The organism is Collinsella sp. TF07-1, assembly GCF_003437235.1.
In the GTDB taxonomy this organism is placed as follows: Bacteria; Actinomycetota; Coriobacteriia; order Coriobacteriales; family Coriobacteriaceae; genus Collinsella.
Genome location: NZ_QSRV01000019.1, coordinates 1 through 13,360, shown reverse-complemented (window position 1 = coordinate 13,360; position 13,360 = coordinate 1). Strand labels below are relative to the sequence as shown.

Annotated in this window: 13 protein-coding genes; 6 read left to right on the top strand and 7 right to left on the bottom strand. The window is 61.3% G+C overall.

Annotated features, from left to right (window positions below; genetic code table 11):
- Nucleotides 1-111 precede the first annotated feature (111 nt).
- Entirely contained in the window at nucleotides 112-627 is a 516-nt protein-coding gene (locus tag DXC67_RS07755; protein WP_117583281.1) for a helix-turn-helix domain-containing protein, read from the top strand.
- Nucleotides 570-1,475, top strand: coding sequence for an IS3 family transposase (locus tag DXC67_RS07750; protein WP_233503206.1), 906 nt, complete (start codon nucleotides 570-572; stop codon nucleotides 1,473-1,475). The genes DXC67_RS07755 and DXC67_RS07750 overlap by 58 nt, the downstream gene beginning before the upstream one ends.
- 247 nt (nucleotides 1,476-1,722) lie before the next feature.
- On the opposite strand, the gene DXC67_RS07745 is transcribed toward DXC67_RS07750, so the two are convergent.
- The 7 genes from DXC67_RS07745 to aspS all read right to left on the bottom strand — a co-directional run bounded on the left by DXC67_RS07745 (nucleotide 1,723) and on the right by aspS (nucleotide 9,894).
- Nucleotides 1,723-3,672: an NAD(P)/FAD-dependent oxidoreductase gene (locus DXC67_RS07745; RefSeq protein ID WP_117637972.1), complete on the bottom strand. Its 1,950-nt coding sequence runs from the start codon at nucleotides 3,670-3,672 to the stop codon at nucleotides 1,723-1,725.
- Nucleotides 3,673-4,193: 521 nt separating this feature from the next.
- Entirely contained in the window at nucleotides 4,194-4,394 is a 201-nt protein-coding gene (locus DXC67_RS07740) for a hypothetical protein (RefSeq protein WP_117637971.1), read from the bottom strand.
- A 175-nt stretch (nucleotides 4,395-4,569) separates the two neighbouring features.
- Complete coding sequence (locus DXC67_RS07735) at nucleotides 4,570-6,897, bottom strand: ferrous iron transporter B (protein WP_117637970.1); 2,328 nt, start codon at nucleotides 6,895-6,897, stop codon at nucleotides 4,570-4,572.
- Nucleotides 6,898-7,020: 123 nt separating this feature from the next.
- Nucleotides 7,021-7,242 (bottom strand): FeoA family protein, encoded by a 222-nt coding sequence (locus DXC67_RS07730; protein WP_006234774.1) that lies wholly within the window; start codon nucleotides 7,240-7,242, stop codon nucleotides 7,021-7,023.
- 39 nt (nucleotides 7,243-7,281) lie between these two features.
- Complete coding sequence (locus DXC67_RS07725; protein ID WP_231500839.1) at nucleotides 7,282-7,524, bottom strand: FeoA family protein; 243 nt, start codon at nucleotides 7,522-7,524, stop codon at nucleotides 7,282-7,284.
- A 188-nt stretch (nucleotides 7,525-7,712) separates the two neighbouring features.
- Nucleotides 7,713-7,961 carry an HPr family phosphocarrier protein gene (locus tag DXC67_RS07720; protein WP_035136856.1) on the bottom strand — a complete coding sequence of 83 codons (249 nt, stop codon included), beginning with the start codon at nucleotides 7,959-7,961 and terminating at the stop codon, nucleotides 7,713-7,715.
- Nucleotides 7,962-8,106: 145 nt separating this feature from the next.
- Entirely contained in the window at nucleotides 8,107-9,894 is a 1,788-nt protein-coding gene (gene aspS / locus DXC67_RS07715) for an aspartate--tRNA ligase (RefSeq protein WP_117637969.1), read from the bottom strand.
- Nucleotides 9,895-10,150: 256 nt separating this feature from the next.
- Between aspS and serB the strand changes: the two genes are divergently transcribed.
- The 4 genes from serB (at nucleotide 10,151) to DXC67_RS07695 (ending at nucleotide 13,140) form a co-directional block, all read left to right on the top strand.
- On the top strand, nucleotides 10,151-10,786 hold the full coding sequence (gene serB, locus DXC67_RS07710; protein WP_117637968.1) for a phosphoserine phosphatase SerB: 636 nt from the start codon (nucleotides 10,151-10,153) through the stop codon (nucleotides 10,784-10,786).
- Between the two features lie 116 nt (nucleotides 10,787-10,902).
- Entirely contained in the window at nucleotides 10,903-11,685 is a 783-nt protein-coding gene (gene larB / locus DXC67_RS07705; RefSeq protein ID WP_117637967.1) for a nickel pincer cofactor biosynthesis protein LarB, read from the top strand.
- 10 nt (nucleotides 11,686-11,695) lie between these two features.
- A complete protein-coding gene (locus tag DXC67_RS07700) occupies nucleotides 11,696-12,598 on the top strand; it encodes a LarC family nickel insertion protein (RefSeq protein ID WP_117637966.1) in 903 nt (300 codons plus the stop codon).
- Nucleotides 12,599-12,600: 2 nt separating this feature from the next.
- Nucleotides 12,601-13,140 carry a TetR/AcrR family transcriptional regulator gene (locus DXC67_RS07695; protein WP_117637965.1) on the top strand — a complete coding sequence of 180 codons (540 nt, stop codon included), beginning with the start codon at nucleotides 12,601-12,603 and terminating at the stop codon, nucleotides 13,138-13,140.
- The last annotated feature ends 220 nt before the right edge of the window (nucleotides 13,141-13,360 follow it).

The following is a 13,360-nucleotide window of genomic DNA, read 5'->3' as shown; positions in this document are numbered from 1 at the left end:
GGACGCAGACTGTTTTCGTCTGTCAATACGTCTGCAATCCAAACGAAAAGAGCCCCGAGCTCGTATGAACTGCCTCCCATTTCTTGGACACAAGAAATGGGAGGCTTTTTTATGGCTGGAAACGCTTTGTACGACGTCGGGATGAGACTGCGAGCGGCAGAGCTGCACGACGAGGGGCACGGCCGCGCGGCGATCGCGGCCCTTCTCGGGATGCCGGAGGAAACCGTGAGAGAATGGCTGTGCACCTACAGGTCTGCTGGTATCGAGGTTCTGGCCATGATGGGAAAGAAACACACCGCCTATTCGTTCGAGACGAAGCTGGCCGCCGTCAGGGCGGTCGTCGACGAGGGCATGACGAAGCCCGAGGCCATGGAGAAGTTCGGGATAGCCTCGCCAAGCCCTTTCAAGAAATGGCTGAAGGCCTACAGGGAGGAGGGCCCGGAGGCGCTCAGGCCAAAGCCCAGGGGGAGGCCGAGGGGGTCCGGCTCCCCGTCCGGGGAGACGACGCGCGAGCAAGAGCTCGAGCGCAGGATCAAGAGGCTCGAGGCGGAGAACGCCTACCTAAAAAAATCGATCGCCCTGAAGGCGGAGAAACGCTCTCGAACGGCGAGAAGGCCGCGGTCGTGAGCGGGCTTTCAGGGCAATACCCCCTCGCCGACCTGCTCGAGTGCGCCGGCCTGGCGAGGTCGAGCTACTACTACGCGCTGTCGCACCCGAAGGCTCCCACCAGGCCCGAGCTCTGGGAGGCCGCCGCCGAGATATTCTCGCGCACCGCCAACGGGTGCGGCCACAGGCAGATCGCCATGTGCCTGCGCGCCGAGCAGGGCGTGCGCATAGCCGACAAGACGACGCTGAAGATGATGCGCGAGATGGGCATCAGCTGCGGGATCCGCCGCGAGACCGACTACCACAGGTACAACTCGTACAGGGGCAAGGTCGGAAAGACCTTCGAGAACGTCATCGGCAGGGACTTCGCCGCCGACGGGCCGTGGGAGAAGATGGGCGCCGACGTCACCGAGTTCAAGCAGCCCTGGGGCAAGGCCTACTTCGCGCCGGTCTACGATTTCGGCAGCAAGGAGATCGTCGCCTGGTCCACGTCGCTGCATCCCAACATGGCCCAGCAGCACGAGCTGCTCGACCAGCTCGTGTCCAAGATGCCCGAGGGCTCCAGGCCGGTCCTGCACTCGGACATGGGCTGGCAGTACCAGCAGGCCGGGTGGTGCAAGCGGCTGGAGGAGGCCGGCGTGGTGCAGAGCATGTCCCGGAAGGGCAACTGCATCGACAACGGCGCGACGGAGCAGGTGTTCGGCCATATGAAGGACGAGTTCTTTCGCGGAAGAAAATGGCCTTGCTTCGAAGACTTCAAGAGAGACCTGGACGAATACATCATCCATTGGAACACGAGAAGGAGGCAGGTTAAACTGAAGGGACTGACCCCGGAGGAATTCCGGAATCAGTCCCTATGTGCGGCGTAGGCCGCTTATTAGCCCGTCCAAGAATTGGGGCGCAGTTCAGTATGAACTCGGGGCTCTTTGCGCCGCACATCTATGAGAAGAAAAGTTCGATGCGTACGGGCGCTACTCCATGAAGCCGCCCTGGGATGGCGGCAACCTCGCCGTTACCCGTCTGATGGGTGTGCTCAAGGCATCCGTTCCCCTCTTTATCGACGTAACGGGCAAAAAAGCTCGTCGAGGAGACCATCCGCACGCACCAAGGGGTTAACTAGAGTTCGCAGGCGACCTTGTAGCCATCGCCGATGGCGTCGCGGATGTTGCCGCACTTGTTGGCATCACCCAGCACGTGGATGGCAACGCCGGCAGCGGCAAGGTCGTCGGCCAGCTTGGTGTTGGGACGATAGCCCATGGCAAGCACCAGCGTATCAGCATCGGCGATGGTGCGGATCTCGCCGTCCTTTTCGTAACTGATGGTGTCCTCGGTAATCTCGGTCACCTTGGCCTCGGTCAGCACGTGAACGCCCTTGGAGAGCATGCGCGTGATGAGCACCGCACGACCGGCACCGCCCTCGTTGGCGGCGAGCGTCTTGGTCATCTCGATAACGGTGACATCGCGATTGGCCGGCGAAAGGTCGTTGACCAGCGGGGCCAGGTAATCGGCCGTCTCGCAGCCAACGGTGCCGCCGCCCACGATGACGATCTTCTTGCCCGGGAAAGCCTTGCCGCCCAGCAGGTCGTCAGCCGTCATAACTTGCTTAAAGCCCTGCATAAAGGCCGGAGCGATGGGCTCGGCGCCATAAGCCAGGACAACCTCGTAGCCTGCATAATCGCGCTGAATGTCTTCGGCCGAAAGCTCGGTACCAAAGACGCACGTGACGCCTGCCTCGGCTAGGCGACGGTACTGATACTTGATCACGCGCGTGAGCTCCTGCTTTGCTGGCGGAACGGCTGCGATGCGCATCTCGCCGCCCGGCTCGTCCTGCTTGTCCACGAGCACCACGTTATGGCCGCGCTTGGCGGCAATGTAGGCTGCCTCCATGCCCGCGGGACCGGCACCCACAACGAGCACGTTCTTTGCCTCGGCGGCAGGCTCGTAGCCGGCCTCGTCGCGCTCCACGTCCGGATTGACGGTGCAGGAGATGCGCTTGCCAAACATGATGCCGTTCAGGCAGCGCAGACAACCGATGCAGGGGCGAATATCGTCGGCATTACCAGATGCGGCCTTGTTGCAGAACTCGGCATCGCACAGATTGGCACGGCCCATCATGCAGATGTCGGCAGCGCCGTCCTCGATCAGCTCCTCGGCGATCCAGGCCTCGTTGATGCGACCGACGGTGGCGACGGGAATGTTGACGTGCTTTTTGATCTCGCGCGAGCAGGCGGCATGCGAGGCCTGCTGCGTACCGGCGGCGGGAATGGCAGAGCCGCGCTTGATAGTGGTGCCGCCCGACACGTGGATCATGTCGACACCAGCCTTCTCCAGGCGACGCGAGACGTAGATCATGTCGTTGAGGGTCAGACCGCCATCGGTGTACTCGTCGCCCGAGATACGGACGTCGATGATAAAGTCCTTGCCGCAGCGCTCGCGAATCTCGGCGATGACCTCGAGCAAGAAGCGCATGCGGGCGTCGAGCGAGCCGCCATACTCGTCGGTACGCTTGTTATAGAGCGGGGTCAAAAAGCCGCCGAGCATGCCGTGCGCGTGCGCCGCATGGACCTCGACGCCATCGACGCCGGCCTTCTGCATACGCACGGCGGCGTCGCCGAACTGATGCGTGAGCTCGTGGATCTCGTCAACCGTGATGGGGCGCGGTGCCTCGCGGGCATAGGACGGGCCCACAAAGGACGGGGCGATGAGGCGTGGCGTGCCCGGAATGTTAAAGGCCATGTAGGCGGGGTGGAAGAGCTGCGGCATGATCTTGCAGCCGTACTCGTGGACGGCTGCGGCGAGCTTTTCCCAGCCGGGGATAAACGTGTCATCGTAGCAGCACATGTCACCCGGCAGATAGGTATAGGTGGGCTCGACCGTCACGACCTCGGTGATGATGAGGCCCACGCCGCCCTTGGCGCGGGCACGGTAATGATCGACCAAGTCGTCGGTCACATAGCCGTGATCGGCCAGGTTGGTAGATACCGGCGGCATAAAGACGCGGTTCTTGACCTCGGTCGTACCGACCTTGATCGGGCTAAAGAGCATCGGGTAGGAGGAGGACTCCATGCAGGCTTCCTTTCGTTTGAGCCGCTCGGCGGCAAATTACTGACCTATCTATCGTAGCAGCAACCGAGCGGTGCCCGAGCGCACGTGTTCCCCCGGCTTCTGCTCGGTTCACAAAACTCCAGTATACCGCCGATACTGGCACCCCTGAACACCGAACTTGTGTGCTTTTGCCCAGGTGGGTCATGTCCCGACGTACATTTTTGGGAATATTCAGCATCGGAGTGCGCCGCGCAGCGTCCTCGACGCCCCATTTGGTGCGCATTTTGCGCCCGATCGGCATAAATAAGTGCCTCCGATGGCGAATTACGCCATCGGAGGCACTTAAAACAGCCGTTCTGCCCCTCTATCGGGACATACGTTTGCTGAATATTCCCAAAAATGTACGCCGCAAGAGGGGGCACCCTCCCTAACGACTCAAATGCGGACGGCCGGCGGCATCGAGTCCAATCGCCGCGCTCGCCCCCGAATGCACAAAGCGCCCCCGTGAACGGATGCTCGCGGGGCGCTTTGATGCCTGAGTCCTATTTGATACCGCGGCCCAGGTCTTCGGCAATTTTGTCCACGCCCTTAAGTGCGGCGCAGGTCTTTTTGTTGGAGCAATGTCCTGTGCAAACGCCACCTTGAGCGCAGTCGGCGCAGGTGCCCTTGCGATAAATGCGCACGCACACGGCGACAAACGCAATGGCGATAACGGCCAGCACAACAATATCGATAGGTGCCATAGCAAGCCTCCTCTAGTTAACCACCACTTACTTTACCCCATTCTCCACCTGCCAAAAAGGGACAGGTTTATTTTGGTCGTTTTTATCTGCGGAAACGCCACATCTCCCTCACCAAAAAGCCCGAGTGTCGCTGGGACACCCGGGCTCGTGGAAAGGGGCTAATCCTTATTCGGACTTAAGCGGAAACTGCGGCGGAAGCAGTGTTGGTCTCGTCCTCGTCGGTCCATGCGTGTTTGGGCATGGGACGGAAGATCTGGAAGAGCATCGCAACCAGCAGCGCGATGGCCACAACCGTCCAGATACCAAACTGCCCAAGAACAAGCAGGTTATAGAACTGGTTGATGAACAGGCCGATGACCCAAGCAAAGGCACACTCGTAGCCGATGGCAATCGCGGTCCACTTACCGGAGTTCATCTGGTTACGGATGGTGCCGATAGCGGCAAAGCACGGAGCGCACAGCAGGTTGAAGGCACCAAAGGCGACGCAAGCGCCCATGGTCGGGAACATAGCCGCAAACGCGGTCCACAGGCTCGGGTCGGTCTCGCCGGCGTCGGCGACAGAGAGCAGCGAGCCGGCGGTGGCGACAACGTTCTCCTTGGCGACGAGGCCAGAGACGGTCAGCGCGGTTGCCTGCCAGGTGCTAAAGCCGAGCGGGGCGAAGATCCAAGCGACCAGGTTGCCGAACATGGCAAGCACGGAGTAATCCATGAACTCCTCGGGGATGCCCTCCATGGAAGGCAGGTAGCCAAAGGCGCCGTTGTAGCTACCAAAGTTGGAGAGGAACCAAACGACGACGGTGGACGCAAAGATGACCGTGCCGGCCTTCTTGATAAAGGCGAAGCAGCGCTCCCACACGTGCAGCGCCCAAGAGCGGATCGCCGGGAAGTGGTAGGCAGGAAGCTCCATAACAAACGGCGTCGGGCGGCCGGCGAAGAGCTTGGTCTTCTTGAGCATGAGGCCCGAGGCAATGACGGCAAAGACGCCCAGGAAGTAGAAGAGCGGGCTGATCCACGCAGCGGTGGTAGAAGAGTCGCCAATGATGGAACCCATGAGCAGGGCGATGATCGGCAGCTTGGCGCCGCAGGGGATGAACGTGGTGGTCATGACCGTCATGCGGCGGTCCTTCTCGTTCTCGATGGTCTTGGTGGCCATGACGCCGGGGACGCCGCAGCCCGAGGACACGAGCATGGGGATAAAGGACTTACCGGACAGGCCAAAGCGGCGGAACACGCGGTCCATGATGAAGGCGACGCGGGCCATGTAACCGCAGTCCTCCAAGAAAGACAGCATCACAAAGAGCAGGAACATCTGCGGGACGAAGCCCATGATGGCGCCGATGCCAGCCACGATGCCGTCGCAGACGAGCGAATCGACCAGACCACCGTCCTCGGTACCGCCCGCCACGAGAGCGTCATGCACCGCGGTGGTGATACCCGGGACATAGGGGCCGTACTCCGCCGGGTCAATCGAATCGGCGTCGTCGCCCGCGGCCTCGACAGCCTCATCGTAGGCGTCGCGACCCTGGCCGAGCACATACCAGCCGTCGGTGCCGAAGAGCTGGTCGTTGGTGAAGTCGGTCACCGTGCCGCCCAAGGTAGAGACGGCAATGTAGTACACGCAGAACATGATGACCACAAAGATCGGCAGGCCCAGGATACGGTTGGTAACCACGCGGTCGATCTTCTCGGAGGTGCTCATCTTGGCAGGGGCCTTGGTGAGGCACTCGTCAATGATGTGGGCGATCACGCCGTAGCGCTCGCCGGTGATGATGGACTCGGCATCGTCGTCGCAATCCTGCTCGCACTGGGCGACCAGCTGCTCAACGCGATCGGCCTTCTCCTTGGTGAGGTTGATGAGCTTGCAGGCGTCCGCATCGCGCTCAAACAGCTTGACGGCGTAGTAGCGACGCTTGTTGGCGGGAACGCTCGCCGGCAGGTTGTTCTCGATGTGGGTCAGAACGTCCTCGATAGAAGAATCGAACTTGTGCTCCGGCACCTGGCCCTTGGAAGCAGCGGACTTCTTGACCTGCTCGAACAGCTCATTGATACCCTTGTTCTTAAGGGCCGAGATCATCATGACCGGACAACCGAGCTTCTTGGAGAGCTTGTCCGTGTCGATCTTGTCGCCGTTCTTCTCGACCAAGTCGGCCATGTTGAGGGCGACGACCACGGGCAGGCCGGTCTCGATAACCTGAAGCGCCAGGTACAGGTTGCGCTCGAGGTTGGTGGCATCGACCACCTGGACGACGACATCGGGCTCGCCGCTCATGAGGTAGTCGCGCGAGCACTGCTCCTCGGGGCTGTAGGGGGAAAGCGAGTAGATGCCGGGGAGGTCCGTAATCGTGACGTTCTTGTCACTCAGGAGCTTGGCTTCCTTTTTCTCAACCGTGACGCCGGGCCAGTTGCCAACGTAGCCGTTGGCGCCGGTGATCAGGTTGAAAAGCGTGGTCTTGCCGCAGTTGGGGTTGCCCGCCAGCGCGACATGGATCTGAGAATCCGCCATTCAATCCTTCTTCCTTGTGTGCCCGCGCTGCTTTCTCCGCACGGGCTGGATAATGTGCTTCAACATTGCAAATTTAAGTTAGAAAAACCTAACTTTATCTGCAGAAATATTCGCCGCGGGCCCTTACTGGACCTCGACGACGGCAGCCTCCTCCTTGCGGATGGAAAGCTCGTAGCCGCGCACGTTGATCTCGACCGGATCTCCGAGCGGCGCAACCTTAACGACCTTGAACGAAGTGCCCTTGATGAGGCCCAGGTCCATAAGGTGACGGCGAAGCGCGCCCTCGCCGTGAAGCTTGACGATGGTAGAGCTCTCGCCCACCTTAACGTCACCCAACGTCTTCATATTCTTTTCCCCCTTTCAGCTTTTATGAAATGCTGCGAACTAACCGACGGTCATGATGTGCATGGCGACCTTGGTATCGATACCAAAGCGTGCGCCCAGCACGGTGACGATGATATTGGCGCCACTCGAACTCACCACGTGAACCTCACTGCCCTCGACAAAGCCGAGGTCCTTGAGGTGGTGCTTCATGTCCTCATTGCCCTTTACACGAGACACGTGCACGGTTTCGCCCGCTTTCACCATCGAAAGCGGCATGGCCGGCATCTGCGGTCCGCAAGACATGAGTGTGCTCCTAACGTCAGTTCGTCCTCGACATCGACGCAGCAAAAGTTAACCACGTCTATGTTCGCTACAGTAAACTAGCACGTGGTTAACTTTTTGGAAAGGGTCCCTATTCAGTTTTCGGAAAAGTTTCCTATATGAAACAAAAAGGCGCGGCAAAAGCTGTCTTTTGCCGCGCCCTGTCATGCTTAGAGCGAGAGGTTTCTAATCGATGTGACGCAGGAAGCCTCGTCTACGCCCGAAACGCGGAACACGATGTCCTCGCCGCACTCACCATAGAGGGCCATGAGTCCCATGACATCGCGGCCATCCGTGTGGCGATCGCCGATGCTGACTGACACGTCGCTACGATGCTTGGCAATGATGTCATAGAGCAGCGCAACCGGGCGGGCATGAAGTCCCAACGGATCTTTAATCGTCTTTGTAAACTCGACCATGTCCCCTCCCGCGGCATCGCACATTCGGCCGGCAAAACCCAGCCACGTGGTAGTTATTGTACGTTACCGGCCGCATCCCCGTCCCACAAAAAACGAGGGAAGGCACGTGTCCCTCCCTCGTTACGGGCAATATGTAGCCGCTTGCCTACATCAGGCGCAGGCTGACGTCCTTGAGCTGGGCGCCGCTTACGGCACTCGGGGCGCCCGACATGAGGTCGGAGCCGCTGGCCGTCTTGGGGAACGCCATGACGTCGCGGATGGAGTCGGAACCGGTGAGCAGCATGCACACGCGGTCCAGGCCCAGAGCGAAACCGCCCATCGGGGGCGCACCAAACTTGAGCGCCTCCATGAGGAAGCCAAACTGAGACTCGGCGCGCTCCTCGGTAAAGCCCAGGAGCTTGAGCATGGACATCTGCATCTCGGCGTTGTGGATACGCATACCGCCGCCACCGGCCTCAAAGCCGTCCATGACAAAGTCGTAGGTGCAAGAACCGGCTGCCAACGGATTGGCCTCGATCTTGGCGATGTCGGTCTCGGTCGGCAGGGTGAAGGGCTGGTGCTCGGCAGCGTAAGCCTTGCGGTCCTCGTCCCAGTGGAACAGCGGGAAGTTGACGACCCACAGGAAGTCGTGGCCCTCGCGCTTGATCTCGAGCGCGTTGGCCATGTGGGAACGCATGCCGCCCAGGATCTCGTCGGAGAGCAGGCGCGGGCCGGCGGCGAACATCACAAGGTCGCCGGGCTCGACGTCCATGCGCTCGCGCAGAGCGGTCATCTCCTCGTCCGAGAAGAACTTGACGATGGGGCTGTTGATGGAGCCGTCCTCGCGGAAGGCGATCCAGGCCAAGCCCTTGGCGCCAAACGTGGAGGCCACGCCGGCGAGCTTATCGATCTTGGCACGTGCCCAGGCACCGGCGCCCTTGGCGTTGATAGCCTTGACGACAGAGCCCTCCTCGTTTGCGGCAGTCGCAAAGACCTTGAACTTGGAGTTGGCGAAGATGTCGGTCAGGTCGACCAAGTGCATGCCATAGCGGGTATCGGGCTTGTCGGAGCCATAGGTGTCCATGGCCTCCCAGTAGTTCATGCGACGCAGCGGCGTGGGCATCTCGACACCCATGCGGCCGAAGGCATCGGCCAGGACCTCTTCGAGCGCGCTCATGACGTCATTCTGGTCCACGAAGGACATCTCAATATCGACCTGGGTGAACTCGGGCTGACGGTCGGCACGCAAGTCCTCGTCGCGGAAGCACTTGGCAACCTGGTAGTAGCGCTCGACGCCACCGACCATAAGCAGCTGCTTCAGGAGCTGCGGGGACTGCGGCAGGGCATAGAAGTTGCCCGGCTGGATGCGGCTGGGGACGATGAAGTCGCGGGCGCCCTCGGGCGTAGACTTGAACAGGGAGGGCGTCTCGACCTCCATGAACTCACGGTTGTGCAGCGCCTCGCGAATGGCAAAGGTAAAGTCGGAGCGCAGCTTGAGGTTGGCCATCATCTCGGGACGACGAAGGTCCAGATAGCGATAGCGCAGGCGGGTGTCCTCGCTGGTCTCGATGCCGTCCTCGATTTGGAACGGCGGGGTGACGGACGTGTTGAGCACCTCGGCGTGGTCGGTCAGGACCTCGATCTCGCCGGTCGCGAGCTTGGTGTTGGTGGTCTCCTCGCCACGGGCGCGCACGACGCCGTGAATCTTGATGGGCCACTCGGGACGCATGGTCTCGGCGATCTTAAAGGCATCGCCGTCGGAGTGCTCGGGGTCGAAGGTGAGCTGCGTGATGCCCTCGCGGTCGCGAAGGTCGCAGAAGATAAGGCCGCCGTGGTCGCGGCGACGGCTCACCCAACCGGTGAGGGTGACCTCTTCGCCCACGTTCTCGAAGCGAAGCTCGCCGCAGGTACGGGTGTGCATGGAATGCTCATCGATGGGACGGGTCTGGCTCATACCAGTGATCCTCCTTTATGGATCTGTGCCGCCCCGTGTCGTTCCGGGCGGCGTCGTACAGATTTGCCCAGCCTGCGTAAACCGCGCAGCCAGACATGGCGTTCTATCTTATCGCACTCGCGTCGATGTGCCGCGAAAAAGTGGCTCCTGCCCAAAGACTTGACGGAGACGAAACAATTGACGCGCCGCGGCACCCGCCCGCGCTCGTCACGTGCGACAATATGCCCCAATAAAACAGCACTCGGAAAGGCCCGCCATGACTGCACGCCTCATCGTTATGGATATCGACTCCACACTCATCAACCAGGAGGTTATCGATCTTTTGGGCGAGGAGGCCGGCGTAGGCGAGCAAGTGGCGAAGATCACTGAGCGCGCCATGCGCGGCGAGCTTGACTTTAAGCAGGCGCTCGAGGAGCGCGTGGGGCTGCTTGCCGGCTTGGACGAGAGCGTGTTCGAGCGCACGTTTGAGCGCGTGACGTTTACCCCCGGCGCGCTGGAGCTTGTGCGCTCGGCGCACAGCAAGGGCTGGAAAGTCGGCGTGGTAAGCGGCGGCTTTCACGAGGTCGCCGATAAGATCGTGGCCGCCGCGGGCATCGACTTTTGCCTCGCTAACCGCCTGGAGGTCGTGGACGGCAAGCTCACCGGTAAGTTGGCTGCGGACATTGTGACCAAGGAGTCCAAGCTCATCCAGATGCTGGATTGGGCAGTTGAGTGCGGCGTCGACATGGCCCATACCGCGGCGATCGGCGACGGCGCCAACGACATCCCCATGATTCAAGCCGCGGGCACCGGCATCGCATTTTGCGCCAAGCCCAAGACGCGCGAGGCCGCCCCGTTTGCCATCGACGAGCGCAACCTGATGCTCGCCATGGACATCATCCTGCGTGACTAGCCGATCCATCTAACAATAGAATCAAATCTTCTATGTCTAGTTTCCGAACAGTTTTGTCTTAATGTTCGGAAACAGCCCCTCGAGTGCTAGACTTTGCGCCGTCGAAGGGAACATATATGGATAAGCGAGATCTTGAGCATTTGCTGAGCGATGTTGCCGGCGGGGCAGTCACCCCTGCCGACGCCCTCACACGCATCCAGACGGCTCCGACCGCCGATTTGGGCTTTGCGCAGCTCGATCTTTCGCGCGGGGTGCGCCAGGGAGCCGGCGAGGTTGTCTACGGTGCCGGTAAAACCGCCGATCAGATTGCCGCCATTATCAAAGCGCTGCGCGATGCCGGCCAGGAGCGCATCCTGGTCACGCGCCTGGATGCCGAGAAGGCAATCCGCACCTCGGAGCTCCTCGACAACGGCATCGACCTGGGATATGTCCCGGACGCACAGCTCGCCCTCGTGGGCGGCAAGCCCTCCCCTACCGGCAACGGACGCATCGTTGTCGCCTGCGCCGGCACGAGCGACCTGCCCGTCGCCGAGGAAGCCGCGTTGACGGCTGAGTTCTATGGCAACGAGGTCGACCGCCTCTACGACGTGGGTGTCGCCGGTCTGCACCGTCTGCTCGCGCATGCCGAGGAACTTGCCCAGGCACAGGTGGTCATCGCCATCGCCGGCATGGAAGGCGCCCTGGCGAGCGTCATCGGCGGCCTGGTGAGTTGCCCGGTCATCGCCGTTCCCACCAGCGTGGGCTACGGCGCGAACTTTGGTGGCGTGGCCGCGCTGCTCGCCATGCTCAACTCCTGCGCCAGCGGCGTCTCGGTCGTCAATATCGACAACGGCTTTGGTGCCGCCTACCAGGCAAGTCTTATCAATCATCTGAGCGCCGGCACGCCCCGCGCCCGCTAAGGAGCATCCCATGTCCAACCATCAGCACACGCTTATCATCGACGGCACCTCGGGCATCAGCGGCGATATGACCGTCGCGGCCCTGCTCGACCTGGGCGCCAACGAGGAACACCTGCGCGAACAGCTCGCCACGCTGCCGGTCGACGGCTTTTCGATCGCTGTGACGCGCGTAAACAAGCACGGCATCGACGCCTGCGATTTCGACGTCCAGCTTGCAGAGGAGCTCGAGAACCACGATCACGATATGGCCTGGCTCTACGGCAACGAAGCAGCTGCCGAGCACACGCACGAGCATGAGCACCACCATCATGATCATGGCGAGCACGAACACGAGCACTGCCACGAGCATGACCACAACCACGAGGGCCACCATCACGCCCACCACCATCACCACCGTTCTTTGGCTGACGTCACCGCCATCATCGATGGCTCGCAGTTAAGCGATGGCGCCAAGCGTCGCGCCCTCGCCATCTTTACCGCGCTCGCCGCTGCCGAGGCCAAGGCTCACGGCAAAACGCCCGAGACCGTCATGTTCCACGAGGTGGGCGCCGTCGATTCCATCGTCGACGTCTGCTCTGTCGCCATCTGCCTCGATGACCTGGGTATTGAGGACATCGTGGTCGAGTCGCTCTCCGAGGGTCACGGTACCATCCGTTGTGCCCACGGTCTCATGCCCATTCCCGTCCCCGCTGTCGTCAACCTGTGCCAGGCGGGCAATATCGTCCTCACGCCCGCACCAGTCGCCGGCGAGCTTGTGACGCCCACGGGCGCCGCCATCGTCGCCGCACTGCGCACGTCCGAGCACCTGCCGGCCCGCTACCGCATCGAGGCCGTCGGCTACGGCGCCGGTAAGCGCCCCTACGAGGGCTGCTCCGGTACGCTCCGCTGCCTGCTCGTTCACGCGGACGCATAGCCATGGATGCCCGCAAGGCAAAAAGCCGCGCTGCCATCGTTGCGGCGTTCTCCGAGCTGCTGCGTGAAGAGGACTACGGCAAGATCACCGTCGGCGACATTATCGCTCGCGCCCATGTGGGTCGGGCCACGTTCTACGGCCTCTTCAAAAGCAAAGATGACCTACTGTCCGAACTCGTGAGCGACATCTGCACCCACGCCCTCGACGACGATGGCGCACCGCTCGACGACCCACTCGTGCAGGTCGAGCATATTCTCAACAATCTATGGGAACGTCGCCAGGGCGTCCGAGCGCTGGTAGCCGGCGCCGGCTCACGCGTCTTCGCCGACTGCTTACGCAAGACCATCATGTCACGAGCAGCCGAAACCGTCCCTACCGACCCAAACGGCCCCGCCGCCACCATGGACCGAAGCTTCCTACTACACCACATAGCCTCAAGCTTCGTAGGAATGGTCCAATGGTGGGCCTGGCACAACTTCCAAGCAAACAAAGCCGACGTAGCCAAAGACTACCTCTCAGCCATAAAGCCCCTCTTCACCTAAGTAAGAAGCCCATCCCAAAGCATCGCCCCAACCCAAGCCGCCACGCATCCCAAAGTGTCACTCGCGCTTCAACGCCCCTACCAGCAACAAGCCCCTCCCATCCAAATTCAGATATATGTTGGGTTGCTTGTTCCAATCCAACTGGATTCCCGCAGGGTCCGGCATAGGTTAACTTTCCGCCGCATTCCGCAGGACGCAAGAAGCTCCCGCCGCACGAAGT

Bases quoted from the DNA above. Each gene is read 5' to 3' on its own strand.
- DXC67_RS07755 (WP_117583281.1), top strand. From the start codon at position 112: ATGGCTGGAAACGCTTTGTACGACGTCGGGATGAGACTGCGAGCGGCA.
- DXC67_RS07745 (WP_117637972.1), bottom strand. From the start codon at position 3,672: ATGGAGTCCTCCTCCTACCCGATGCTCTTTAGCCCGATCAAGGTCGGT.
- DXC67_RS07740 (WP_117637971.1), bottom strand. From the start codon at position 4,394: ATGGCACCTATCGATATTGTTGTGCTGGCCGTTATCGCCATTGCGTTT.
- DXC67_RS07735 (WP_117637970.1), bottom strand. From the start codon at position 6,897: ATGGCGGATTCTCAGATCCATGTCGCGCTGGCGGGCAACCCCAACTGC.
- DXC67_RS07730 (WP_006234774.1), bottom strand. From the start codon at position 7,242: ATGAAGACGTTGGGTGACGTTAAGGTGGGCGAGAGCTCTACCATCGTC.
- DXC67_RS07725 (WP_231500839.1), bottom strand. From the start codon at position 7,524: ATGTCTTGCGGACCGCAGATGCCGGCCATGCCGCTTTCGATGGTGAAA.
- DXC67_RS07720 (WP_035136856.1), bottom strand. From the start codon at position 7,961: ATGGTCGAGTTTACAAAGACGATTAAAGATCCGTTGGGACTTCATGCC.
- aspS (WP_117637969.1), bottom strand. From the start codon at position 9,894: ATGAGCCAGACCCGTCCCATCGATGAGCATTCCATGCACACCCGTACC.
- serB (WP_117637968.1), top strand. From the start codon at position 10,151: ATGACTGCACGCCTCATCGTTATGGATATCGACTCCACACTCATCAAC.
- larB (WP_117637967.1), top strand. From the start codon at position 10,903: ATGGATAAGCGAGATCTTGAGCATTTGCTGAGCGATGTTGCCGGCGGG.
- DXC67_RS07700 (WP_117637966.1), top strand. From the start codon at position 11,696: ATGTCCAACCATCAGCACACGCTTATCATCGACGGCACCTCGGGCATC.
- DXC67_RS07695 (WP_117637965.1), top strand. From the start codon at position 12,601: ATGGATGCCCGCAAGGCAAAAAGCCGCGCTGCCATCGTTGCGGCGTTC.